This window comes from Paraburkholderia sp. MM5496-R1, from assembly GCF_050436205.1.
Classification (GTDB): Bacteria; Pseudomonadota; Gammaproteobacteria; order Burkholderiales; family Burkholderiaceae; genus Paraburkholderia; species Paraburkholderia tuberum.
In genome coordinates this window covers 886952-911608 of sequence record NZ_JBNDLT010000003.1, presented here as the reverse complement: position 1 = coordinate 911608, position 24657 = coordinate 886952, and the positions used below count along the sequence as shown (strand labels likewise).

The window sequence follows — 24657 nt, the reverse complement described above, 5'->3', positions numbered from 1 at the left end:
AGGTCCCGCGCGCCCTGGAAACCGACGAGATCGCCGGCGTGGTTGCGGCCTACCGGCACGGCGCTGAAAACGCCAGAAAGGCAGGGTTCGACGGCGTGGAAGTCCACTGCGCCAACGGTTATCTGCTTGACCAGTTCCTGCAGGACTCCACCAATCAGCGCACTGACGCATAGGGTGGGTCGATCGAGAACCGTGCGAGACTGCTGCTCGAAGTCACGGACGCGTGCGTCGCCATATGGGGCGCCAACCGGGTCGGCGTGCATCTGTCTGCGCGCGGTGACGTGAAGTCGATGGGCGATTCGGACCTGCGGCAACCTTCGGCTATGTCGCAGGCGAGCTCGGCAAACGCCGCATTGCCTTCATCTGCGCGCGTGAAGCGCTGGGAGACGACCGGCTCGGACCCGCACTGAAGGCAGCATTCGGTGGCATCTATATCGCCAACGAAAAGATGACCAAGCACACCGCCGAACGTTTGCTTGCGGTCGGCGAGGCCGACGCGGTTGCTTTCGGGCAGATGTTCATCGCCAACCCGGACCTGCCGCGCCGACTTAGATTGGACGCATCGCTCAATGAGCCGCGGCCCGAGATGTTCTATCACCCAAGGGCAGAAGGGTACACGGATTACCCGGCGCTTGCCTGACCGTACAAATAGCCACCCCCGGGCCTCGCACCGGCGAGGCTTTCTTTGGGACGATCAGCCCAGACAACGGAGAAGCCCGCCAGGTCGACGTACGCTTGCACCAGGAGATGCCGCCTCGGACCTCATCCGCATAGCCAGCCAGGTGCCCATGGGTCAACGCCGTTCTTACCGTATGTTTCACAACTCAAGGCGAACATGGAAGCAGCGGTCGTCCCTATGCATGCACCGGCATCACAGACGAAAGCGAACGAATCGACAAGCCGTTTTTGGAGCAGGAGCTCTGGTCCCCCAGCGGTCAGTCGATGGCTAGCGAACAAACTTCGCCGTCCATCGCACCGGGAGCGCGGCCCATCCCGAAAGAGTCCGGGTGGGCTGCATCAGCTTGCAGGCATGCCCGGAATGCTGACGCCGAACGACTGAAGCAATAGCACCGCATTCAGCGCGAGGATGACGACCGTCGCGGCAATCGCTGCAACGTCCGTTAGCCGTCTATTGACGAACTCGCCCATGATGTCTTTGCGGCGGGTGAAGAGCACCAGCGCCACCATCGGGATCGGCAACGCAAACGAAAGAACGACCTGACTGATCACCAGCGCCTGGGTGGCATTCACGCCGAGGCCGACCACCACGAACGCCGGCACCATGGTCACCAGACGTCGCACCCAGACGGGAATCCGGAAACCGACGAAGCCCTGCATGATCATCTGGCCAGCCATGGTGCCGACAACGGAGCTGGAGATACCCGAGCTGATGAGCGAAATCAGGAAAACCGCCGCCGCGCCCGCACCGAGCAACGGCGTGAGCGTATGGTAAGCAGTTTCGATTTCCGCGACGTCGCGGTGGCCGGCATGGAATGCCGCGCTGGCCATGATTACCATAGCCATGTTGACGAGACCTGCGAAGAAAAGCGCAACGATGACTTCCCGGTTCGAGAAACGCAGCAGCGCGCGGTGCTCGCTCGCGTCGCTCGCCGGAGTCCGGCCCTGAGTCAGCCCGGAATGGAGATAGATCGCATGTGGCATCACGGTGGCGCCCACGATACCGACCGAAACGGTCAGCGCTTCCCGGTTCGGCATTGAGGGCAAGATCGAGTGCAATCCGGCCTGTCCCCATGCGACGGGCGCAATGAACAATTCGACCAGGTAACACAGACCGATCACAGCAACGAGCCCGCCGATGATGATCTCCATTGGCCGGTAGCCACCTTTTTCAAACACGAGGATGCCGTATGTCACCACCGCGGTCACCGCCATGCCGGCCATCAACGGCATTTTGAACAGCAACGCGAGGCCGATTGCGCCACCGAGGAATTCGGCCAGGTCGGTTGCCATCGCAGCCACTTCGCTGACACACCACATGACGAAGACGGCCTTGCGCGGCAGTTGCTCGCGACACATTTCCGCCAGATTACGGCCCGTCACGATGCCGAGTTTGGCAGAGAGCGCCTGGAACAGCATGGCTATCACGTTGGCCATCAGTACCACCCACAGCAGCGTGTACCCAAACTGGGAACCGGCCTGGATGTTGGTCGCGAAATTGCCTGGGTCCATGTAGGCGATCGAGGCAATCACTGCGGGTCCGGCGAACAGCAGCGCAGAGCGCAAGCCGCGTCGTTTGCCGGCCAGCACATCGCGAATCGCAACAGTCGTGCGATCTGTGAGCGTATTTTTGCCGGCAGTGCTGTTCATGGACACTTCCCGACTTCTCTGGACGTACGTGGCACTGCTATTACTCCAGGTTCTTTAGCGCGTGATGGCAATATACAACGGCCAAACTCCGCGGATGATCGGGGCGGGTGCTGCGCAAAGCGCGCCCGGGGCCGCGGGAAGCTCGGTCAAATACGGCGAAATCGCATGCGCATCGTCAGCTTCGCCCGAAATTTGTTAGGCAACTGACAGGAAGCGCTTGAGCATCGCTCCATATCAGCGCCATTCGCAATTCGTCCTTGCGTGACGGTGAATCCATCCAGCAGAATGAGTGGTTAATTCTCTCATGCATGCCCTCCATGAAGCTTTCACGTCGCGAAGTACTTGGCCGTAGTCTGGCCATTCCCCTGAGTCTCGGCCTGTCGCCTTTCCTCGCCCTTCGTTCAGGTATCGCCAGCGCGGCGCCCCCCAATCTCGCTATCGTAATGAATTCCGGCGAAGCCAGCGTTTCGGTCATCGACATGGCGTCGCACAAGATCGTCCGGACATTGCCGACGTTGCGCGAACCCAGTCACTGGGCGCTTTCGCGCGACAGAAGCAAGCTCTATATTGCCGACGCCAGCGGCAATGCACTGTTCATTGTCGACCCGCACACCGGTTTGGCGCTTGGCCATAAGGTGATCGCCGATCCGTACCAGCTTGGCTTCACGCCGGATTTCCGCTACCTCGTCGTCAATGCACTGCGGCTCAACTATGTCGACATCTACCGCCCCGACGACCTGACGCTCGTCAAGCGCTTCTCGCCCGGCGGCATGCCGAGCCACCTCGACTTCTCGCCGGACTCGCGCTGGAGCTTCAACTCGATGCAGCAGTCCGGCACGCTCGTTTCATTCGACCTGACGAACCTGACGATCCGCTGGAAGTCGAACGTCGGATCGACCCCCGCCGGCGTGCTCTGGCACAACGGCAAGGTACTGGTCTGCGTGATGGGCAGCGACCATGTGGCGGAAGTCGATCCAGTGACGGGTAACGTGCTGCGGCGGGTGAAAACCGGCGTCGGCCCGCACAATGTCTTTCTTACGCCCGACGGTGCGACGCTCTACGTGAGCAACCGGATCGGCGGCTCGCTGGTGGCGCTCGATCCAACCACCCTCGAGCTTCGTCGTACCTATCCGTTCCACGCTGCGGGGCCAGATGATATTGCTGTTGGCCCCGACGGCAAGCTATGGGTGACGCTGCGTTTCCGGGAGCAGGTCGCCGTACTCGATCCAGCCAGCGGTAACTATGAGACCATTAATGTCGGACGCTCGCCGCACGGCATCTTCCTCACCACCGAAATGAGCCGCCCAGGTCTCGTCACCGCCGAAACGCTCTAACGTCCATCATGCTGATATTTCTCGACAGATTCTTCAATATGCTGGCCGGTGAAATCGACCAGTATCTCGTTCTGCCGTTGCTGTATCACTTCGGCTGGATGCAATGGGAAGAGCTTTCCTTCGACTGGGCGCTGATCTGCGTCTATGGCCTCTTCGCGGTTATCGTCACGTATGCGGTTTGCTGGCCGCTCGAAGCACTCTTTCCGATCGAACGCTGGGATGACCGCAAAGCCGTCGTAACCGACGCGTTCTATACGATCCTCAACCGCGTGGGGGTGTTGCCTGTCGTCAGTTTCCTGCTGTTCTACCAGGTGCAGGTGTGGGTGAACGGCTTCGTGGTCGATCACGGCTACATACCGCCAACGCTTGAGACGTTGATACCGCCGCTTCTCGGACATCCGGTCATTACCTTCATCGCGTACGCGCTGATTCTGGACTGTGCCGATTACTGGCGTCACCGCCTGTCGCACTCATACCGTAGCTGGTACGCACTGCATGCGTTGCATCATGCGCAGCGGCAGATGAGTTTCTGGTCGGACGACCGCAACCATCTGCTTGACGACCTGGTCGCCGCAATCTGGTTCGGCATCGTCGGCCTCGCGATCGGTATTCCGCCGCTGCAGTTTCCGCTGCTGTTCCTGTTCATGCGCTTCATCGAAAGCCTGAGCCACGCCAATATCAAGCTTTCGTTCGGCTGGCTCGGGGACCGGTTGATCGTCTCGCCACGCTTTCACCGGTTGCATCATGGCCTGCGCGCGGCCGGCCGCAATTCCTGTAACTACGGCGCCGTGTTCCCGATCTGGGACGTCCTGTTTGGTACAGCGGACTTCTCCGCCGAGTACCCGCCTACAGGCGACCGGCGCGCACCGGAATCGATGGCCACGGGCGGCTACATCGCACAGCAACTGGGCGGCTTGCAGTTTTTCCTTGAACAGTGGCGGCAACCGGCAAAGGCTCGCCGCAGTCCCTCCTGAGAACATCCCTGCATTGCGCCAATGCCCAAACGGGCCGGTTCATGTGCGCCTGGATTTGGTCTGGACCGGCTGGTGCAAAGAACCTGTCAGCAGACCGTAAAACATCTGCTCTGTGCCTTTGAACCTGAGGTGCGATAATTGCAGTTGCCGGTTTCAGAATGCCCGCATACCGGCATCTACCCGCTCTATCCCGCTATCCTCAGTTCAAAGAGATCGAAGTGGTAAAGACCGTCAAGCAAAGATCAGGGCACATACACGTCGCGATACGGCCTGCGCTCCGGCAACATAGGGGGCTGTCTCTCCCCGACGCGACGCGCCCGTCAAGGCGCCCATGGAGTGAATGATGTTGCGCAGAACCAGTTCCTGGTTTGTGCGTTACACGCTCCGCGCGCGCGTTCGCACGCTCGCGCGTAAAGCGATCGGGCTGGCAATCTTTGTCAGCGGTTCCGCAGTGATTGTCGTGTATCTGCTACGACGCGTCTCCGATGGCTAAACGTCAAAGACAGGCGTGGCGCATTTGATTTCCAGGCAGTGCCGCGATGCAAACGTCGGGCGTCTGGAGCTACAGAGCAGCGCCCTCGCGGCTGGCAGCCCGACGCTTCGACTTCCTTTCCCTGGTGTTCAGGCGCGATCGCCGGAGGCACAAGGCAGCCGTAGAACTCTACAGCACGAAAAACGCATCCATACATGGCCGGAGACCGTCCTCTAATTAAACTGGTCATCAATCTCTACCGCGTGATTCGTATGAAGGTCAAATTGGAAAGGCAATGACGAAGACGATACGCTGCCGGTGGGACAGTGGAGAGTTCGCGCTGGACGTGGATGAGGCCGGTAGCGGCGCTTCGGTCGTCCTCCTGCCGGCCCTGAGTACGATTTCCACGCGCCTGGAGATGCGCCCGCTGCTCGACTTGCTCGCGCCTCAGTTTCATGTGACGACGGTTGATTGGCCGGGGTTCGGCGATCAGGCGCGGCCAAAGGAAGAATGGTCGCCGGAGCTTCTCTCGGAGTTTCTTAACTGGTTTCTAAGCGACATCGTGGCACCACCGCACGCCATTGTGGCGGCCGGACATGCAGCCACCTATGCGCTTTACCAGGCCGTCTTGCGCTCAGATACGGTTGATCGCCTGGTCCTCATCGCACCGACGTGGCGCGGCCCGTTGCCGACGATGATGGGTGGCCACCGGGCCTGGTTCTCCCGTGTGCGCTCTGCCATTGATCACCCCCTCGCTGGCCCGCTTCTCTACCGGCTCAACGTCAGCCGCCACGTCATCACCATGATGGCGAGAGAACACGTTTACAGCGATCCTGACTGGCTTGGCGGCGATCGTCTCGCGGCCAAACTCGCCGTCACCCGTGCACCCGGAGCCCGGCACAGTTCGGTACGCTTTGTGACCGGTGCGCTAGACCGGGTCGCCAACCGTGCGGCGTTCCTTGATCTTGCGCGCCGAGCCAACATTCCGATCCTCGTGATCTACGGCGATCAGACGCCGCCGAAATCGCGTGTCGAAATGGAGGCGTTAGGACAATTGCCAAATGTTCAGGTTGAATGGGTCATGAAGGGCAAGCTCGCGATTCACGAAGAGTTTCCAGAAATCGTCTCCATTGCCATCAGGCGGTTTTTGACGAAGGAATCGCCGCTTTAGACGATCAACGACAGACGGGCATAGCCGGACGCTCCGCATTACAGACAGCGGGTTATCCGGGCGTCGCATAGCCACGCCAATATGGCCCGATTACGAATCGATGTGCACCGACACGCCGGTCGACGAGTAGACCGGCGTCGCCTTGTGGCCGTCGACCGTGATCGTCGTGAACCGCTTCGTCGCCCCGTTGCCATCGATCAGATCGATGGTGTCGCCGACCTTGGGCGCATAGCCGCTCACGAACTTCACGTGTAGCGTGCCGCCGTCGATGGTTAGCTGATTACCAACGTGCAGTTGGCCGGCGCCTTTACCGTCAACGTCGAGTTCGAGTGTCGTGCCGGCGAGCTGCGTGTACTTGCCGACGATGGACACGGGCGACGCCGCCGCGATGGTGATGCCACCCGCACCCACATACACGTCGCCCGTGCCGAACGCATTCGGAGAATCGGCCTCGAGCACGCCGCCACTTACCTGGGAGCCGCCCGACCAGGTGTTGTTGCCGCCGAGCTTCAAGGTTCCGCTACCCTGCAGCGTCAACTTCCCTGCGCCGGCAATGTCGTTGCGCCACAAATCCGACGCGTTGAATCCGCCCTGGGACGCATCCATCGAAACGATGACGCTGCCATGGAACGCACCATATCCGTCCCCGGCTGCAAACATGTTGAGGCGGCCCCACCCTTCCGCATCGTCCATGACCGGATAGCCGGAAGGAAGCTCGGTCGTTTTGAGCACCACGCGGCGCTGCTCAGCGCTCAGATACGGAAAGCGCGTCTCCAGTAACACCTCCGCACCCTTCGGCACAACGGGAGGCGCATTGGTCGATTCGATCGGAGCAAAGCCGAACGTCATACGGCGAGTGAAGTCCGCTTTGTTCGTCGCGTAGTCGGCGAAGCGGTCCGTCGCTGCCGTGCCGGAGTGGGCGAAAACGGCGAAGCTCGTCGAATTGGTATTCGTCGACTGCATCAGGGCCGCGTGCGCCTGGCTAAATGCGGCGCTCTTCAAGGTGGCGTTGCTCGGATCGGAAAGATTCGCAGCAGTCGCCGCAAGTGCAAACATTCGACCAGCAATGACGTCGAGCGGCGAGTGCATACCGGCGAAAATGCGGTTTTCGCCAAGTTCGAGGCCGCGGCTCGCCATCTCCTGGAACCGCTCCGGCAGCACGTAGGCCATCGTCATCGCGTCGCGCATGGCCTCCGCCTCGTGACCGCTGATAAATCCGCCATCGGTCGAAGGCGTGGTGCTCTCGGCAGGCACCAGAGTCGGATCTACCACGACACTCGTGCTCCAGCGGTATGGCCGGGCGTATTTGTAGAAGCGCTTGGCCGGCTCGGTGGACGCGTTGTTGCCCATGATGTTGAGCAGGTCGACAACCTGGCCGAAACTGGTGTTGCCGCCACTGCTGCCGACGCCGATGTTGTTGCCGTTGTCGTTGTACAGAACGATCGTCGCATCCGCCGGAATCGACGTGATGGTCGTTACCTGCTGCGCCGCCGCGCGCCACGCATTGGTGAGCGGTCCCATGCCATCGGTCACGCTATAACCTTTGCCGCGCCGGTCGTCGTAGTAGGCTGCGTCGGCCTGTGCCTGAGTCCGGTTGGTCGTCTCGGTGACCACGAATTGAATGTTTGCGGCATGGACGGCACTGTTCACGACAGCCCCACCCGGCGTACCGTCATTGGGTAGTCCTGTCCACGTGGACTGCACGACAGCCGGAAAGGAACCATTGGCGGGCGCGGAGACGCCCGCATCGACGATCTCGGTCAACGGTTGCCAGATGTCGAGGAATCGCGAGACGACACGCACGCCCGCATTCGTGGCGAGCGTCGCATATCGCGCATCGCCGCGCTGGTTAGTCGCAATCGTGTCGACGAACGCGGGCACGTCGGGGATTGCGGCGTTGTCGACAAAACCGGGGTCGGCAGGGGGCGCCGGGATCGTGGCCGTCGCCGTCGTCGTCGAAGTGTTCGAGGCGCTCGGCGTAGAAAAATCATTGCTACCACCGCACGCGGCTAGTACCGCCACGCTTGCGAGCACCGTGAGGCGCAGCGGGAGAGGGACGCGAAAATGAGGCATCACGAGACTTTCTTGTGGTTGTTGGTGGCGTCGGATTGTGCGGATGAATTATGACGGCATTGTTTCGACTGATTACGCGGTATCGGATATCGTGGCGCGATTCGCAGGTATCCCGGAAGACCTGATGGTGGAAGCTGCACATGCTTCGCAGACGTGTGAACGCAGAACTCCTTAGTATTTGATTGCGGCTCATCCACATTCGCGAAGCATGCGAAAGGTTTCATTCCGCGAGGTATTGGTGCAATGTCGATTCGGAACGCCAACCACAGGGCGATCCTTTAACGGACACCGTTTCGCGTGAGCCTAAAACCACCCCTTTACCGTCGCCACTCGCCAGACGACAAACATGACGAGGCCCACCGACGCGGCGGTCAACAGAATGAAGTCAATCGAGCGCACTAGCTTTTTCATATCGACGTTGGATCGGACGCGCGACGTCCGCATGAGAACCGGAAGTTAGGCGTGTGGAAGTATCGAAACGCGCTCGTATGGAATGTCGAACGCTCACCAGCACTTCAGTGATGCGAGAAAAGCGCGTTATCTGAGGGCGTTGCGAAGGAAAGGCGATGTCCGGATTGCGAATTCACTACCGGCCCTGAACCGTAGTCGTTATTCGCGTGTGCCTGCCGCGGGCTGCTCTCGTCCGGATAGTGCAGTTTCGACTGATGGAGCGTGCCGTTCTGTTCGGCCTGTATGACGTTCGCTTCCACCTCGGAGCGAGTGAGGGGCTGCGCCGACGAGAGCGCTGGAATGGCGATTGTGGTTGCAAGGATCGCATGAGCGATAAGTACTTTCATAAGTTGGCTCCTTGGTGAATAGGCAAATTTCGATGGATCGAATGGACCACGCTAACTGCATTGAAAGCGAGTCGATCTTCACGCTGAGGTGGACCGCGAACAGATAGCGATCGACGGGGTGACCGGTATTCAGTGCGTGGATATGAAGGTACGCCCTGCAACCTTAAAAGCCGCTTATCCCGTCTCCGAAAGATGCGCGGCGTCCGCCAGCCATGTTCCGACCGTTTATCAGTGAAAAGGCGATCTGGCAGTCGTCTTTGACGAACCGACGTTTGTTGCAAGCGCTTCAGTACCGCACGCTCCGACGCGCCTCGCGCTTGCTCGCATGGCGTCGACGACCGAACGGTCTGATCAAATCAGGGTCGGTAAATCTGTGCGCTATCGAACACACGCCGGCGAGTCGAATGTCCATGATTTACCGGTAAAGGTCGTTCCCTAAGCCGTTTCGAAGTGGCCAGCCGGACTGACTTCGATGGGTGTCAGCATGGCTTGTGCGTAACGCGCTATATTTGAAATCTCACTGCGCGATGCGGCAACGCTCGTATTCGCCCGACAGGCGGCGATCTCGAGCTTCTTCTGCACGGCGACGCCCTACTTGCCGCGCGTGTATGCGCCGCGAAAGCTTCGTCTATCGTTGTGAGCGTTGGTGATTTTCAGTCCCCGAGATTAACCGGGCTCGTGTTGGACCGTTGCAGACAGGCCTGGCTCGGGTCTTCCGCTTAACCACGACTTCACAGGACGGCAATATGTCACTTCGTATCAATGACACCGCGCCCAACTTCACCGCGCGGACCACGCAGGGCACCATCGATTTCCACGACTGGATCGGCGACCAATGGGCGGTCCTGTTCTCTCATCCGAAAGACTTCACGCCGGTTTGCACGACTGAACTGGGCTACATGGCGAAGATCGAGCCGGAGTTCACCAAGCGCAACGCGAAGCTGATCGGGTTGTCGGTCGATCCGGTCGAAGACCACGAAAAATGGGCCGCGGACATCGAGGAAACGCAGGGCGCCGCCGTCAAATACCCGATGATCGGCGACACCGACCTCGCGATCGCCAAGCTGTACAACATGCTGCCGGCCGACGCGGGCGATACCAGCGAGGGCCGCACCGCCGCGACCAACGCGACCGTGCGCTCGGTTTTCATCATCGGTCCCGACAAGAAGATCAAGCTGACACTGACCTACCCGATGAGCACCGGCCGCAACTTCGACGAAATCCTGCGCGTGCTCGATTCGATCCAACTGACCGCCAAACACAAGGTCGCGACGCCGGTCAACTGGAAGCAGGGCGAAGACGTGATCATCACGTCCGCGGTCAGCAACGACGAGGCGCAGCAGATTTTCCCTGGTTTCAAGACCATCAAACCGTATCTGCGCACCACCAAACAACCGGGCTGACAGATGTGGCACGGCGGCCGCTTGCGGCCGCCTCGCCGACCTTCCTAAGGGATACAGATGATTTTTCGTCAGCTGTTCGATCCTGCTTCGTCGACCTACACGTACTTACTCGGCGACAGCGGCGAGGCGGTGCTCATCGACCCCGTCTACGAGCAGGTGCCGCGCGATCAGGCGCTGCTGCGCGAGCTGGGCCTATGGCTGCTCACGACGCTCGATACCCACGTGCACGCTGATCACGTAACCGGCGCATGGCGCATGCGTTTGCGTTGCGGCAGCGAGATCGGGCTTGCCGGGGTCGTCGAGGCGAAAGGCGTCACGCGAGCGCTCGCGCATGGCGATCGGATCGACTTCGGCACGCGTCATCTGAGCGTGCGCGCGACGCCTGGCCATACGAACGGCTGCCTGACCTACGTGCTCGACGATCTGAGCATGGCCTTTACCGGCGACAGCCTGCTGATTCGCGGCTGTGGCCGCACCGATTTCCAGCAGGGCAGTCCGCAGCAGTTGTTCGCGTCCGTGCGCGAGCAGATCCTGTCACTGCCGGACGACTGCCTCCTCTATCCCGCGCACGATTATCGCGGCATCACGGTGACGAGCGTGACCGAGGAGCGGCGCTTCAATCCGCGTCTGGGCGGCGACGTCGACGTCGGCGATTTCGCCGGGTACATGAACAACCTGAATTTGCCGCATCCGAAGCAGATGGCGGTCGCGGTGCCCGCAAACATGCGTTGCGGGCAGCCGGAAGGCGGCACCGAAGTTGCGACCGAAACGCCGGATTGGGCACCGTTGACGCTGCGCTTTAGCGGCGTGTGGGAAATCGAGCCGATGGCGCTGCTCGAGCATGGCGCCGCGTTTCAGATCGTCGATGTGCGCGAGGCGCCCGAGTTCATCGATCGTTTGGGTCATCTGCCGGGCGCGAAGCTGGTGCCGCTGTCGCAATTGACAGGGCGGCTCGATGAACTGGAGCGCGAGCGGCCGGTGGTCGCGGTGTGCCGGTCCGGCGTGCGCTCGGCGCAGGCAAGCGTGTTGCTGACGAAGGCGGGGTTCGGCAAGGTGGCGAATCTTGCCGGTGGGATGCTGCGGTGGAGGACGGAGGGGTTGCCGGTTGCGTCGGATAGTGTTTGAGGGGGAATCGGCGCTTCGGAACCCCCACAAGCTCAGCCTTGGCCTTGCCCCAAAGCCGCGCCAGCCTTCGAATAGCCAGCGCTCCGTTGCGCCGGCCGCGTGACCAGCCAGATCCCCCCGCATACGAGCACCAGGAAATTGAAAACGGTAACTTTGCCAACCTGGTTATATTTCAGCAGAAGACTCCACAAGGTGAAGGCCACTGCGGACAGCAAAGCGAGATAGGCCAGCAATGCCATCGATCCCAGCGTGAACGCGTGCAACGAACCACCGGTCGCGTAGCCCGCCGCAAGCAGAACGGCGCCGCCAAACCCGAGTTGATAACCCGTCATGACCATGACGTCCATGCTCTGCGAAATGTGCTTTCCGGGCGGTTTCAAGGTTGAAGCGCAACGGGGTTAATGAAACGCAGGCGGATGCGGCTGCTTCGCGTCTTGCCACGCGTAGCACGGGCACGCCAAATACGGCCGCTGAGACCCATCGGCCATCGAACGAAATGCCACGGGCGACCGGACGTTACGCCGGCTGCTATGTCCGCATCACTGTGTCGGGCGATCTTCCGACCATGCGCTGGCGAGTGGTGCGCACCTTCACACCTGCGGCGCAGGCACCCGTGGGTCCAGTCATTGTGCGCCGACCGCGCGATGCTCGCTCGCGCGGCTTCACCCGGTGCGGACGTCGATTGTCGATCCGCACGCGACTCGTTCGTCGTATAGATGGAACCGATCAGGTTCATCGCCCAGGAGCACATCATGCGCAAGCACATCGTTTCCATGTTCCTCAGTCTGGATGGCGTCGCTCAATCCCCCGGCGCGCCCGAGGAGGATGCCAGTGGTGATTTTCGTTTGGGTGGGTGGATCGTCCCTTACGCCGACGAAACGGTCGGCGCAAGTGTGCATCATCTGCTCGCACAGCCGTTCGAGTTGCTGCTAGGGCGTTGCACGTACGACATATTCGCGTCTTATTGGCCATATGTACCGGCCGATTCACGCAACCGCGACATGGCCGACCAGTTCAATCAGGTCCGCAAGCACGTGGCCACGCATCGATCCGATGCGCTCGGTTGGCACAACAGTCATGCGCTGAACGGAGACCTTGCCGACGCGATACGCGCGCTGAAACTTCACGACGGTGCCGATCTATTGACGTTCGGCAGCGGCGACATCGTGCGCCAACTGCTGGCGGCGGGCCTCGTGGATGAACTCCAACTCCTGATTTATCCCGTCATGCTCGGGCACGGCAAACGCCTGTTCGGCAACGACGCGCAAGCGTCCGCCTTCAGGCTGGCACACGCGACGAGCACCCCCGGCGGCGTGCTGATCACGCGCTACACCCGCAACGGCGAAGTCCGAACCGGAACGTTCGAGTAAGCGCGAAGCTTCCGATCGACGCTTACAAACGGAGGCCTATTTCTTCCTCACGTCCCGCGCTCGCCTGCCACCCGCCACGGTATCGGCGAACAGGTCGATCACGACCTCGCGCAGCCAGCGATTGCCTTCATCCTGATGGACGCGCTCGTGCCACAACAAATGGATCGGCGCGGCGGGCAGCGTCATCGGCAGCGCGCGCAGGCTGAGCGAGAACGGCGTGGCCAACTCCAGAGCGAGGCGCTCGGGCACCGTGGCGATCAGGTCGGTACGTTGCAGGATGTAGCCGACGCTCATGAAGTGCGGCACCGTCAGTCGCACCTGACGCCGCACGCCGCGCCGTTTCAGCCACTCGTCCACTTGACCGTGGCCGGTGCCGGCCGACACCACCACCAGATGCTCGGCTTCGCGCCACGCGGAAAGCGTGAGCGGCGCGTCCTCGAGTGGGTGAGCGCGCCTGAACAGACAGACGTAGTGCTGATCGAACAGACGCCGCTGATAGAAACCCCCCTTCAACTGCGGCAACAGACCGATCGCCAGGTCGACCCGGCCGTCGGCCATTTCGTTGCTCAGATTGACGCTCGTATTGCGCACCGTATTCATCGCGATGCCTGGCGCGACGCGCGACAATCGTTCCAGCAATGCGGGTAAAAACACGACTTCGCCGATGTCGGTCATACCGATCGTCATCGTACGGATCTCGCGCAGCGGATCGAAGCCCGTCACCGGATTGAGCGCGGCGTGCAAGGTGGCGAGCGCCTGCGAGACCGGTTCCGCGAGACGCAGCGCGAACGGGGTAGGCACCACGCCGCCCGGCGCCCGCACGAACAGCGGATCACCGAGCAGGCGGCGCAGCTTCGCGAGCGCATTGCTGACGCCCGGCTGGCTCATGTTCATTTGCTCGGCGACGCTCGCCACGCGCCGCTCCTGCATCAGCCGCTGGAACAGCAGCAGCAGGTTGAGATCGAGATCGCTCAGTTCCATGGTCTCGGCATGACCTAAGGTCATTCATTTCAGTGATGAAGTAGATTCATTTCATCTTATTGAGCAATGATCGTCTAGTGCTGAAAATACCAACACGGTATCCGCATGCGACGCGCCGGGCGCGCGTTCCAAAGTGGCCCGAATCGATAAACCCGCAAATCGGAGACACAATCATGAACCGGATGGATCTGAGCATCGCGATCGTCGGCGCCGGCATCGGCGGCCTTACGCTGGCGCTCGCACTACGCGAACATGGCATCGATGCGCAACTCTACGAGCAGACCGATGAGTTGCGCGAAGTGGGCGCGGCCGTCGCACTGTCGGCCAACGCGACGCGCTTTTACGAGCGCATGGGGCTACGCTCCGCGTTCGAAAACGTGTGCGCCGAAGTACCCGGGCTCATTTATCGTGACGGCCGCAGCGGCAGCGTCATTGGACATCATCGCGGCATGCCCAGCTATCGCGAGCAGTTCGGTGGCTCGTACTGGGGCGTTCATCGCGCCGATCTGCAGGCGGTGCTGTCGAAGGCAGTTGGTCTCGAGCACATCGAGCTCAGCCATCGCTTGATCGATCTCGTGCAGCATCCCGATCGCGTGAGTCTCGCGTTCGACAACGGTCGGCGCATCGATGCCGATCTCGTGATCGGCGCCGACGGCGCACGCTCGATCACGCGGCGCTGGATGCTCGGCTACGACGACGTGCTGTATTCCGGTTGCTCGGGCTTTCGTGGCATCGTGCCGGCCGAGCGCATGGACCTGTTGCCCGATCCGGAGACGATCCAGTTCTGGGTCGGGCCCGGCGGCCATCTGCTGCATTATCCGATCGGCGACAAGGGCGATCAGAACTTCCTGCTGGTCGAGCGTCATCCGTCGCCGTGGCCGTCGCGCGACTGGGTCATGCCGTCGACCGAAGGCGAGCAGCTGCGCCTGTTCAAGGACTGGCATCCGGCCGTCGTGCAGATGATCACGGCCGTGCCGATCAGTCAGCGCTGGGGCCTGTTTCACCGTCCGCCGCTTGGCCGCTGGAGCAAGGGCCGCGTGACGCTGATCGGCGATGCCGCGCATGCGCTCGTGCCGCATCACGGCCAGGGCGCCAACCAGTCGATCGAGGATGCCGTGGTGCTGGCCGCGCAACTCGCCAAGGCGGGCCCGGGTAAGTGGCGGGAAGCGCAGGAAGCCTACGAGCGTCTGCGCCGGGGCCGCACGCGCAAGGTGCAGTACGCGTCGATCAGCACCGCGGACGTGTTGCATCTGCCGGACGGCCCCGCCGCGCAGGAACGCAACGCGCGGCTAGGGGCGCGCGACAGCATGCTGCATCACCTCGACTGGATTCACGATTTCGATGCGCTCGCGCAAGAGCCGAGCGCGCGGCAAGGGGGCACGTGGCTTTGAGCCTCTCCATGAGGCTTCAATAGGGAGGCGGTGGGCCGCATGCTCATGCCAGGCGCCTCTCTCCAGCCACTACGCGTCACATGCAACCCATTGACCGAGTGGCGCGTCACCCTGATCACGTTACCTATATTGCCGCTCGTGTACTTTCTTGGCGCATACCTTCCTGAATTGCGCGGTCGTCCGCTGGCAATCGTCTAGGCGTTCTGGGAGCCATTTGTCGCGTGGGGAACAATATTACTTCTCGCAAGCAATTTCCAGCGACGCTTCGACAGACTCGTTGGCGCGTGGCAGCCGCTGTCGCGACGTGCCTGCACGATCTACGTTATCCCTCCGCCCGTTCTGGTTGCCGTCGCGTTGGCGTGGAGAAACGTACCCGCAGCTCCTCTGCTGAAGTTCGCGGTCACGGGTAGCGTCGCTTGCGCGTTGTGCTATCTGCTTGCTGGACTTTTGCTTCGATTGCCCAAACTGGCATCGATATTGTGAAAAATGGGTTCGCGTGTGACGGCCATACGCTCCTGCACGGCATCGAGTGACCGGCAACGCGCGGCCTACCGGCTGCGGCTTATGATGCGAGCCGTAAATCCTGGAGTTCACGCGTTGCCTGGAAACCCGGCGCGTAATTCCCGGTGGAGAAATGTCGAATAGCGACAACGTGGAACCGCGTAGATCGGTCGTATTAGCTAGCGCCTGCTATCCGGGAAACTGCGCGCCGGTCGCAATTGCACCTATGTCGCTGCGATGGCCGCCCTTTGTGCTTGCGCTGATTCGCGGCTGACGGTCATTTCTACCAGCTGTCAATGGCCGGTAGCGGCTGGCGACACCACGCTCGGGGTCGCCAGCGTGTTGTTGCTCTTGGGAGCGGCGGTGGTGTCAGACGTCGAGCTGCTATTGCTGCCCGGCAGGCCCGAGTTTGGCGCCTTGGCGCCCATGCCGCTGTCCGTGTTGGTGGTGCCTGGCATGCCGTAGCCGCCCGTGGTTGCGCCGTTCATCTGGTTCGACGGACTAGCCGTGCTGCCGGCTGTGCCGGTCGAACCGCTGCCGCTCTGGCCTCCGGCCGCCTGCGCATAAGCGCCGCCCGACAGCGAGAGTGCGGCGACGGCCGCGACTAGTGTGATGGTTGCCTTGCTCATGATCCGCCCCTCCTTAATTGGACTGGAAGATAGACGCAGACAGTTGCCGCCTGCGCTACAGCAATGTCGCAAACAGCGTGCCGCGTGCTTTTGTAGGTAGCGACGCGATCGGCGGCGCATGAAGTGGCGGTCGTGGGGCGAATCCAGCCCTTGGATCGCACGAAATCTGCCGCGAAATAAGCCGCTCTCCGCCGGAATAAATCCCGTGCCGTTCTCGTTCATTGACCGTTAGGTCCTTTGCGCAGAACAAGGAGTGCGGTCATGAAGTCTCTACTCGCTCTATTCGGCGTCGTTGCATGCGGCGCGGCCGTCGCGACTCTGATGTCATGCGGCGGCGGTGGCGGCAGTGGCTCGAGTTCGAGCAGCGCGAGCCCACCCGTCCAGTCGTCATTCACAGCGACGGCCCTCGTATCCGATGGCGCGGTGCCCGCTGCACACACCGACGCTAATCTGAAAAACCCTTGGGGCTTGGCCTTCAATCCCAAAGGTTTCGTCTGGGTCGCGGACAACGGCACCAACGTCGCGACGCTCTATGACGGCAATGGCGTGCCGCAATCGCTGGTCGTCACGATACCCGACGGCAAGAACGGCTCCGCATCGCCCACGGGCATCGTTTTCAATGGAACACAAAGCTTCCGCGTCACGGAAAACGGCAAGTCTGGAATCGCTGCATTCATCTTCACGGGCGAAGGCGGCACCATCACCGCTTGGGCACCCGCGGTAGGGCCGACCAATGCGTTCAACGCGTCGAGCGGTCAGTCGATGGGACAGATCAGTGGGCCGAACGGCAGTCCGATCGTCGAGCAGGGCGTGTGGGGCATCGCGTTTGGCAACGATCTCAGCAATCAGCCTTCCAGCACGCTCTTCTTCGCGGCGGGGCCGAATGACAAAGCCGATGACGTCTACGGAAGAATCGATCTGAATACGACGTCGAGCTCAGGTACGAACACGGGCACGAACACGGGTACGAACACCGGCACAAGCGCGGGCGGCGGGATGAGCGTTGGAATGTAGCGCTAAGCGCGCCATTGAGAAGCGCCGCTCTTGATGCGAGAGCGGCGGTACTACGACGAGTACATCCGCCAGTGGGACGCGTTGCTCAACGATATTGCTTATGCGGGGCGATGTGCGCCTGAGCAGTGCGTGTGATGATCATCACATCCACGCGCGGTTGAGCACCAGACCTGGCCGACGCCCGTCTTGTACTCGACCCGCGAGAGCGGGATCGATCTCGTTGTTTGTCAGGCCGAATTCCGCCATGCGAGCACGATGATCTGGCGAACCCAGATATGAACGAAGGGCTTTGTTTACCGCCTGGATCAGATCGCTGTTACTTCTATTGAACGAGAATGCCCCGAGCGGAGGCTTCTGCTGCTTGCCGTTCGTTCCCGGTTCGTGCTCGATAGCCTCGAGCATTGAGCCTCCGATCCGGTTCGCAATGATCCGATTCCCCAAGGCCGTGCTCGCATACGCATCGACGGCGCCAGAGAGAACCGCTTCGACAGCGTCGGCCTGATGCTCGAAGACGACTATTTGGTCCTCGCTTACGCCAGACGCTTTCGCTGAGTCGTGCTGCACCTGTCCGGCTATGATGCCAAGGCGCGCATCAGCGCGTTTGGCAAGCGACACGTAGCTGTCGAGCGCTTTCGGGTTTCCAGTCCGAACCAGAAAACCGTCTGCGATCCCCCATACCGGGACGCTGAATGCGACCATATTGGGGCGTTCGCGTGTGACGAACAGCGGAACGTTCATATCCCACCTGCCTGCTTCAACGCCGGGCAGGAGTTCACTAAACGACGTCGGATGATGCTCGATCCGGGCTACGCCGATCGCCCGAAGAACCGCGTCGGCCAGATCGATGTCAGCGCCCGTGGGGGTACTATCTGGTTCCGTCCAACCGAACGGGGGTTCTTCGATGTACGCAATCGTTACCTTCATCGCTGTGTCTCGCCAATCGGGAACGGCCATCAAATGCCGGGCCGAATGTTGACGATTCTACTTACATGCGCGGTTGTCGTTGCGGCGGCTCTTTCTGAAACGAACGCGGTTATGCCTGGATCGGGTGTCGGTCCAATGGACGTTGGTTGGATTGCGCGGCATCGCTACGGAAACGCACCCACGTCTTCCGGTCAATCAATGGTCACAACCCTGTCACGCACTGCCTCAAGCGAACCGGCAGTTGCTCACGGAAAGATTTTTCGCGCTCACCACAATATTCGCGCTCCTGAAACGTCTTCAGGCGCATGGAACCGCCACCCACCTCGCACCCGATGACCGACCGAGACAGCGACATCACCGCGACCGTGGTGCGTGAGCGCACGAGGCTCGTCAATTTTATCCGGCGTCGAATACGCGACCCGGACGACGCCGAAGACATCCTGCAGGATGTGTTCCACGAATTCGTGCAGGCTTACCGGCTTCCCGCTCCGATCGAACAGGCGAGCGCGTGGCTTTTCCGTGCCGCGCGCAATCGCATCATCGATCGTTTTCGCAAGAAGAAGGAGCAACCGCTGACCGATCTGTCTGAGGCCGAGGACGAGACCACCGGTGAGTATCGCCTCGACCTCGCCCTGCCGGCGCACGATGCAGGCCCCGAAGCGCTTTACGCTCGCGCTGTATTGCTCAAGGCCTTGCAGGATGCGCTCGACGAGTTGCCGCCGAATCAACGTGAGGTATTTATCGCGCACGAGTTGGAGGGGCGGCCCTTCAAAGACATGGTGGCGGAAAGCGGCGTCACGCTCAATACGCTGCTCGCGCGCAAACGCTACGCGGTCTTGCATCTGCGAGCCCGACTGCAGGCCATTTATGACGAACTGGATATATAGAGGAGTCGAGGGATGAAGTTTCGAATCAGATATGTGGGCAAAGCGCTGCTGGTGGTGGTCGCCATAGCCGTGCTCGGATGGGTGGTCATGACGCTATGGAATTGGGTGATTCCGGCGCTATTCGTTGGCGCCCGTGCGATCGACTTCGCACACGCGTTGGGCTTGCTGGTTTTGAGCCGCATCCTGTTTGGCGGATTCCGCGGACACGGCGGCTGGCGCGAACGGCGTCACTGGCGCAAATGGGAAGCGATGACGCCCGAAGAACGGGAGCATTTCCAGACGGCATGGCGATCGGGCCGCGACCGGCGCGCGGGAGATTGAACATGCGCGAGAAATCAACGGACGACTGCAAACAGAAGCCGGGCGTGATTGCGCCAGTCGTCGACCTGAAACGTTGCGAAGGCAAGGGCGATTGCCTGGAGGTCTGCCCTGAGAATGTGTTTGAGATCCGGCGCATCGATGACGTCGATTATCTCAGCCTCGATTTGATGCACCGCCTCAAGCTACGCGTGCATGGAATGAAAGTCGTCTACACACCGAACGCGTACGCCTGCCGGTCGTGCGGTCTTTGTGTGACGGCGTGCCCTGAACGCGCGATCAAGCTCGCCAGAACGGCATAGCGTTACGCGTTTTAAGAAAAGCGCAGGCCGCCTGGCGCCGTGGTCAGTATTATCGATCTCCTCAAGGAGCGCACATGGCTTCATCAACCACGGATCTTCTGCGACAGCTTCACGAACAGAGCCAGACAGAAGTGATAGCCCGCGCACAGGCGCAATTTCAGGTATCGAGCGAGGAGTTTCTGAGTCTCGCGGAGGAATACGAAACGCTCGTACCTCGACTCCGTGGACGGTTTCTCGAAACGCTCGGGCTATCGAGCGAAGATTTCGAATTCTCGCAAGGCACTGCTCTATCGTTAGCCGTGTCAGCGGAAACGGGACGGTTCTTACGCAACATGGTGCTTTCGCACAAGCCGGCCCGAATCCTCGAGCTCGGCAGTTCCTGCGGCGTGTCCACGCTGTATTTCGCCGAGGCCCTTCGCACGTTAGGCAGTGGGACGGTTGTAGCGACTGAACTCGATGCTGTTAAGTGCGCACAACTTCGGGCCCACGTCAGAACGGCGGGCGTAGACGCTTATGTTGACCTGCGGGAGGGCGATGTATTCCAGACAGTTGCCGGACTGGACGGCACTTTCGACATGGTGTTTATCGACGTCTGGGCCAACACCTATCTGAATCTGTTCAAGCAGATTGAGCGCCTGCTACGCCCGGGATCTATCGTTCTCGCCGACAACATGTACACCGCCGAGGACGCCGTTCGGCCATACAAGCACTACCTCGACGACGATCCGCGCTTTTCGACCACGACGCTCGACTTTGAATCAGGGGTCGAATTTACAGTCGTCGTGTCATAGGCTGACGAAGAGTGGACGCCGTCCGGAATCCGGTTCATGTGCCGTTCAATCTGGGTTGCGAGCGGAGCAGCTTATGCGTTGCGGGCTTCGCGATGGTATGCGGCACATGACTCTCGAAGAACTCGTGCGTGAGTTACTTGACCACGATCGGACTCATTTGCTTGAACTCGCAGAACTTGATGACGAACTGAAGAAAACCGAAACACGCCCAAAGAGAGGACGACCGATATGAAGAACGGCCCGCCCGTCATTTTCATTCACGGCTTCATGGGAACCTTGGACGTATGGCAATACGAACCCAAGCACGCCTCCCCCGATTTGCTCGGCTATGGAGAGCATCGGTCCGTCCCGTTCGAGCAGATTTCCTTACCCGCGCAAGTCGAGCATATTCGCGGGTTCGCTGACGCACGCTTCGGAGCAAGACGTGTTGATGTCGTTGGTCACTCGATAGGCGGATCGATCGCGATGCTGTTTGCACACGCATATCCAGGAGACGTCCGCCGGATTGTCAATGTTGAAGGCAACTTCACGCAGGGCCCCCGGGGCCGCAGGCGGCGTATCAGCGATCCGACCTGCTGCGGCGCCCGCTGTCCGGCGTGACCGGGTCGTCGAGCGCGTCGACGAGCGTGCGCCGCCCCGCGTCGAGGATTTCGTCGGCGAAGGCCGGATCGGCGCCTGCGATCGCACGCGACAGCACGAGCGCCCCGACCATCTGACTGAACGCTGCAATCGCATCGCGACGGGTTTGTTCCGTCGTCGCGCCTTCCGTGGCGATCATGGCTGCAAGCCGGTCGAGATACGCGGCGAGGCCGCGCGCGTAGGACGCACGCGCCGCGTCGGTCATCCGCAGAGCGTCGCCAGCGAAGCCGGACAGCGGGCACCCTGCTGCGAGGTTGTCGCGGTGCGAGGCGGACAGGTAGCGTGCCGCCTGCTTCCCCAGGCTGCCGCCGCTTGGCGAATCCGCGTAGTCTTGCATCGCCTTTTCCATGACCGCGGTGACCAGCGCATCCTTCGACTTGAAGTGGTTGTAGAAGCCGCCCTGGCTAAAACCGGCTTCCTTCATCAACTCCGTCAGCCCCACGGCATCGACTCCGCGTACCCGGAAAAGCCGCTCGGCGGCCGCGACGATCGCGCTGCGGTTCTCGGCGGCCTGCTGTCGTGACACCCCCATCGATCTCTCCCTTATAAGACGCCGGCCGACGTCGTGCGTCAGGCATACGACGCGATCGAGGCAGGGGCGGAGGAAGTGTCCACCGACGAGTTCACGCGGCAGGTGAAGGCCGGGTTGTCGGCAGGCGTCTATCTCGACGCTCCGGCGCCGCACTGAAGGGGCCGGAGCGCCCGCTCGTTGCGCGCGGGCATCTGGACGGAAAAGCAGGTCGCGGGCTGGAAGGAGGTGACCTCTGCGGTTCACGCAGCCGGCGGTCTGATCGTCTCCCAGTTCTGGCACGTCGGGCGACTCTCCGATCCCATCTTCCACGCCGGCGATATGCGCCACGAATGGCCGGTAGTGGCCGCGCGCTGCCCCATGCATGAGGGACCGTTTCCCGTGGCTCGTAAAGCGGCGATCTGCGGCAGGCGACCCGGAGCGCCCAGCCATCGCTACAAAAAGCGCAAGCATGACGCACGCGATCAAACTGGATTTGCTCCAGTGCAGCTATCCGTGCGCGTATTTCAAGTACCTGCAGCACGGATTGCCCGCACGGGCTGTTAGCGTCCCGGGCTCACTCGCCTGGTGGCAAGGAACCCTCAACCGCGGACCGCCGCAGTAACCACAATGAGAGCCGAGAAGATCAGCGCCGGGGCGAGATGCCGGAACGGTTCCCGATTTCGTAGCAACGTGAAGAGCGCACCGATCATGATCGCACCGGCCAGGGTTAGGCCTAAGACTCTGGTTTGTCGTCCAGCAAGAAGTGCCGCACTCAACAACTCGAGAGCGCCACAGAGCCACTGAAACCATGCCGGATAACCCCAGCGTGCGAAGTCGCGCTTCACCGCGCCGGGTCTTGCGAGATTGACCACCCCAGCAACCGCGAACAGAACCGCTACGATCGTCGCGAGGATCGATTCTAAAGACGCACTGTTCCACACCATCGTCATGCTCCGTTGATTTGCTGAAAGTGTTTTTGTGCAGAGAGGTCCGCAATCAGGCCGGGGCCATGGGGCTCCCACGCAAGAACTCGGCGGGCATGCTGGCCGCTTACTGTCTGGTCGAGCGCCAGTGCGTCAGCGAACAGTCCAAGCGATTTGCGAGCATCGTCGAGCGACCAGAGTTCGACGCGATCGGCGCCGACCGAGGCCCGAATCGCTTCACCCATTTCGGCAACGGCAACGGCATCTTCCGCGACCACGTTGAAGATCTGTCCCGCGACCCGACCGTCCCCGCTTGCCGCCTGCTCCACCGCGCTCAGGTAAGCCGTGGCGAGATCGTCGACGTGAACGGCAGGCCAGTGATCGCGACCATCGCCGACGACCCTCACACTGCCGGTCTGACGGACCATCCCGGCAAGCATGCCGAAGACGCCACCGCCGTAGCCGTGCACCATCGCCGGCCTGAGAATCACTGCGGCAATCGAGCGGCTCGCCGCTAGCGCCCGCACATGTTGCTCCACTGCGGGCCGCCAGGCGATGAGTGGTGTCGGGTTCAGCGCCGAAGCTTCAGTCGCGGGCTCGCCCTCCGTATTGCCGTAGACCCAGGTGCCCGACGTATAGACAAACGCCGCGCCCGGCTGCAAATGCGAAAGCATCGCTACAGCCGCAGCCTCATCAACGGCACCGGCGGAAGCATCATTGGTCGACGCCATGTGCACCACGCCCTCGGCGGCCCCGGCAGTCGCAGCGAAAGACTGTGGCTCACGCAGGTCGCCGGAATGCAGTTTCACGCCGAGATCTGCCAGCGCGCTGGCAGCAGCCGACCTGTCCTGGCGCACCAGCGCCGTCACCTGATGGCCGCGGCTGATTGCCTTGCGCGCGACCGCTTGCCCGATGTAGCCAGTACCACCTGTCATGAACAGTTCCATAGCGTTCTCCTCGATGATTGCCTGCGAAGTTGATAAAGTCACACGAACGAGACTTGCCGGTCTCGTTCTGGCAAATCTAAACGAGACTGACCAGTCTTGTCAACTACTCGGCGATCTGTTATTTATCTGGGATGAACACACCCTCTCTCCCCGACCTGAGCCCGCTGCAACGCCGTAAGCGGTCCGCCATCCTCGAAGGCGCGAGAACCGTTTTTTTAAGCCAAGGTTTCGGCCTGGCAACAATGGACGATGTCGCCGCGGCCGCTGGCGTCGGCAAACAGACGGTCTACCGCCACTTCAAGTCGAAGGAGGCGCTCTTCATTGGTCTGGTGAGTTCGATGTGCGCTCAGGTGGGTGGACTTCTTGCCGGGGCTCAGGACGAGCAATCCGATGGATCACCCGAAGTCGAGTTGCACGAGTTGGGGTGGTTGCTGGCACGAAGCCTTATCGTGCCGGATTACCTGCGGCTTTACCGGGCCATCGTCGCTGAGGCCGAGCGTCTTCCGGAACTCGGCCAGGTGTTTTACGAAAATGGCGCAAAGGTCGTGCGTGCCTTCGCGGCAAAAATTCTGCGAAAGCGATTTGACGAATCGACTGCTGTATTGCGGGCAGCGACATTCGTTCAGTTGGTGCTAGGCGACGCGTATCTGGAACTGTCAATTGGCTACGCGGTGCCCGATGTTGAAGCGCGCTTTGCGCTGCAGATTGACGAGGCCGTGGCGGCGGCACTTCGCTAAAATGGGCCAACCCTGTCAGTTTTCCGCGTAGCGACACTCCACATCAGTTCATTTTGACGCCGCGACCAAACTAAGCGCGTATGCTGGGAATACCACCTTGTCACGCAACGCACCA

At 61.2% G+C, this 24657-nt stretch carries 22 protein-coding genes and 6 pseudogenes; 18 read left to right on the top strand and 10 right to left on the bottom strand.

The window, feature by feature from the left end; translation table 11 throughout:
- Positions 1–5: 5 nt before the first annotated feature.
- Positions 6–640, top strand: a pseudogene (locus OKW38_RS30490) (alkene reductase); the annotation flags it as partial.
- Between the two features lie 377 nt (positions 641–1017).
- Here OKW38_RS30490 and OKW38_RS30485 read toward each other — a convergent pair.
- Entirely contained in the window at positions 1018–2328 is a 1311-nt protein-coding gene (locus tag OKW38_RS30485) for an Nramp family divalent metal transporter (protein WP_090807811.1), read from the bottom strand.
- A gap of 317 nt (positions 2329–2645) precedes the next feature.
- Between OKW38_RS30485 and OKW38_RS30480 the strand changes: the two genes are divergently transcribed.
- From OKW38_RS30480 to OKW38_RS30470, 3 genes are all read left to right on the top strand, one after another.
- Entirely contained in the window at positions 2646–3662 is a 1017-nt protein-coding gene (locus tag OKW38_RS30480) for a YncE family protein (protein ID WP_262419888.1), read from the top strand.
- An 8-nt stretch (positions 3663–3670) separates the two neighbouring features.
- Positions 3671–4636 (top strand): sterol desaturase family protein, encoded by a 966-nt coding sequence (locus tag OKW38_RS30475; protein WP_429364595.1) that lies wholly within the window; start codon positions 3671–3673, stop codon positions 4634–4636.
- 767 nt (positions 4637–5403) lie between these two features.
- Complete coding sequence (locus OKW38_RS30470; RefSeq protein WP_429333277.1) at positions 5404–6279, top strand: alpha/beta fold hydrolase; 876 nt, start codon at positions 5404–5406, stop codon at positions 6277–6279.
- Between the two features lie 90 nt (positions 6280–6369).
- On the opposite strand, the gene OKW38_RS30465 is transcribed toward OKW38_RS30470, so the two are convergent.
- Both OKW38_RS30465 and OKW38_RS30460 read right to left on the bottom strand, forming a co-directional pair.
- A complete protein-coding gene (locus tag OKW38_RS30465; RefSeq protein ID WP_429364593.1) occupies positions 6370–8352 on the bottom strand; it encodes a phosphatase PAP2 family protein in 1983 nt (660 codons plus the stop codon).
- A gap of 515 nt (positions 8353–8867) precedes the next feature.
- A complete protein-coding gene (locus tag OKW38_RS30460) occupies positions 8868–9149 on the bottom strand; it encodes a DUF4148 domain-containing protein (RefSeq protein WP_429364591.1) in 282 nt (93 codons plus the stop codon).
- Between the two features lie 746 nt (positions 9150–9895).
- Here OKW38_RS30460 and OKW38_RS30455 point away from each other — a divergent pair.
- Together OKW38_RS30455 and OKW38_RS30450 are read left to right on the top strand one after the other, a co-directional pair.
- Positions 9896–10552, top strand: coding sequence for a peroxiredoxin (locus OKW38_RS30455; protein ID WP_184055094.1), 657 nt, complete (start codon positions 9896–9898; stop codon positions 10550–10552).
- A 57-nt stretch (positions 10553–10609) separates the two neighbouring features.
- Positions 10610–11677 carry a rhodanese-like domain-containing protein gene (locus OKW38_RS30450; protein WP_429364589.1) on the top strand — a complete coding sequence of 356 codons (1068 nt, stop codon included), beginning with the start codon at positions 10610–10612 and terminating at the stop codon, positions 11675–11677.
- A gap of 32 nt (positions 11678–11709) precedes the next feature.
- Here the strand turns inward: OKW38_RS30450 and OKW38_RS30445 are convergent.
- Positions 11710–12045 (bottom strand): annotated as a pseudogene (locus OKW38_RS30445) (EamA family transporter); the annotation flags it as partial.
- A gap of 384 nt (positions 12046–12429) precedes the next feature.
- Between OKW38_RS30445 and OKW38_RS30440 the strand changes: the two are divergent.
- Entirely contained in the window at positions 12430–13047 is a 618-nt protein-coding gene (locus tag OKW38_RS30440) for a dihydrofolate reductase family protein (protein WP_429364587.1), read from the top strand.
- A 36-nt stretch (positions 13048–13083) separates the two neighbouring features.
- Here OKW38_RS30440 and OKW38_RS30435 read toward each other — a convergent pair whose 3' ends face one another.
- Positions 13084–14028: a LysR family transcriptional regulator gene (locus OKW38_RS30435; RefSeq protein WP_429333283.1), complete on the bottom strand. Its 945-nt coding sequence runs from the start codon at positions 14026–14028 to the stop codon at positions 13084–13086.
- Between the two features lie 173 nt (positions 14029–14201).
- Here OKW38_RS30435 and OKW38_RS30430 point away from each other — a divergent pair, with 173 nt between their 5' ends.
- Positions 14202–15419: an FAD-dependent monooxygenase gene (locus OKW38_RS30430; RefSeq protein WP_090807791.1), complete on the top strand. Its 1218-nt coding sequence runs from the start codon at positions 14202–14204 to the stop codon at positions 15417–15419.
- Between the two features lie 794 nt (positions 15420–16213).
- On the opposite strand, the gene OKW38_RS30425 is transcribed toward OKW38_RS30430, so the two are convergent.
- Positions 16214–16549, bottom strand: a complete 336-nt coding sequence (locus OKW38_RS30425) for a hypothetical protein (protein WP_429364585.1) — start codon at positions 16547–16549, stop codon at positions 16214–16216.
- 261 nt (positions 16550–16810) lie between these two features.
- Between OKW38_RS30425 and OKW38_RS30420 the strand changes: the two genes are divergently transcribed.
- Positions 16811–17563 carry a TIGR03118 family protein gene (locus OKW38_RS30420; RefSeq protein WP_429364583.1) on the top strand — a complete coding sequence of 251 codons (753 nt, stop codon included), beginning with the start codon at positions 16811–16813 and terminating at the stop codon, positions 17561–17563.
- A gap of 141 nt (positions 17564–17704) precedes the next feature.
- Here the strand turns inward: OKW38_RS30420 and OKW38_RS30415 are convergent, their stop codons facing one another.
- Complete coding sequence (locus OKW38_RS30415; protein ID WP_429364581.1) at positions 17705–18487, bottom strand: transporter substrate-binding domain-containing protein; 783 nt, start codon at positions 18485–18487, stop codon at positions 17705–17707.
- A 305-nt stretch (positions 18488–18792) separates the two neighbouring features.
- On the opposite strand from OKW38_RS30415, the gene OKW38_RS30410 reads away from it, so the two are divergent.
- The 6 genes and pseudogenes from OKW38_RS30410 to OKW38_RS30385 form a co-directional block, all read left to right on the top strand.
- Positions 18793–19374 (top strand): RNA polymerase sigma factor, encoded by a 582-nt coding sequence (locus OKW38_RS30410; protein ID WP_176078998.1) that lies wholly within the window; start codon positions 18793–18795, stop codon positions 19372–19374.
- Between the two features lie 12 nt (positions 19375–19386).
- A complete protein-coding gene (locus tag OKW38_RS30405) occupies positions 19387–19695 on the top strand; it encodes a hypothetical protein (RefSeq protein ID WP_429333286.1) in 309 nt (102 codons plus the stop codon).
- 2 nt (positions 19696–19697) lie between these two features.
- A complete protein-coding gene (locus OKW38_RS30400; protein ID WP_429364580.1) occupies positions 19698–19994 on the top strand; it encodes a 4Fe-4S dicluster domain-containing protein in 297 nt (98 codons plus the stop codon).
- A 74-nt stretch (positions 19995–20068) separates the two neighbouring features.
- Entirely contained in the window at positions 20069–20785 is a 717-nt protein-coding gene (locus tag OKW38_RS30395) for an O-methyltransferase (RefSeq protein ID WP_429364578.1), read from the top strand.
- Between the two features lie 37 nt (positions 20786–20822).
- Positions 20823–21017 (top strand): annotated as a pseudogene (locus tag OKW38_RS30390) (DinB family protein); the annotation flags it as partial.
- Positions 21014–21316 (top strand): annotated as a pseudogene (locus OKW38_RS30385) (alpha/beta fold hydrolase); the annotation flags it as partial. The pseudogenes OKW38_RS30390 and OKW38_RS30385, both read left to right, overlap by 4 nt.
- A gap of 28 nt (positions 21317–21344) precedes the next feature.
- Here the strand turns inward: OKW38_RS30385 and OKW38_RS30380 are convergent.
- Entirely contained in the window at positions 21345–21956 is a 612-nt protein-coding gene (locus tag OKW38_RS30380; protein ID WP_429364577.1) for a TetR/AcrR family transcriptional regulator, read from the bottom strand.
- 6 nt (positions 21957–21962) lie between these two features.
- On the opposite strand from OKW38_RS30380, the pseudogene OKW38_RS30375 reads away from it, so the two are divergent.
- Together OKW38_RS30375 and OKW38_RS30370 are read left to right on the top strand one after the other, a co-directional pair.
- Positions 21963–22112 (top strand): annotated as a pseudogene (locus OKW38_RS30375) (short-chain dehydrogenase); the annotation flags it as partial.
- A gap of 30 nt (positions 22113–22142) precedes the next feature.
- A pseudogene (locus OKW38_RS30370) lies at positions 22143–22275 on the top strand (alkene reductase); the annotation flags it as partial.
- 259 nt (positions 22276–22534) lie between these two features.
- Here OKW38_RS30370 and OKW38_RS30365 read toward each other — a convergent pair.
- Positions 22535–22879, bottom strand: a complete 345-nt coding sequence (locus OKW38_RS30365; protein ID WP_429364576.1) for a DoxX family protein — start codon at positions 22877–22879, stop codon at positions 22535–22537.
- A 2-nt stretch (positions 22880–22881) separates the two neighbouring features.
- Complete coding sequence (locus tag OKW38_RS30360; RefSeq protein WP_429333290.1) at positions 22882–23805, bottom strand: NAD-dependent epimerase/dehydratase family protein; 924 nt, start codon at positions 23803–23805, stop codon at positions 22882–22884.
- 131 nt (positions 23806–23936) lie between these two features.
- On the opposite strand from OKW38_RS30360, the gene OKW38_RS30355 reads away from it, so the two are divergent.
- Positions 23937–24542 carry a TetR/AcrR family transcriptional regulator gene (locus OKW38_RS30355; protein WP_429364575.1) on the top strand — a complete coding sequence of 202 codons (606 nt, stop codon included), beginning with the start codon at positions 23937–23939 and terminating at the stop codon, positions 24540–24542.
- The last annotated feature ends 115 nt before the right edge of the window (positions 24543–24657 follow it).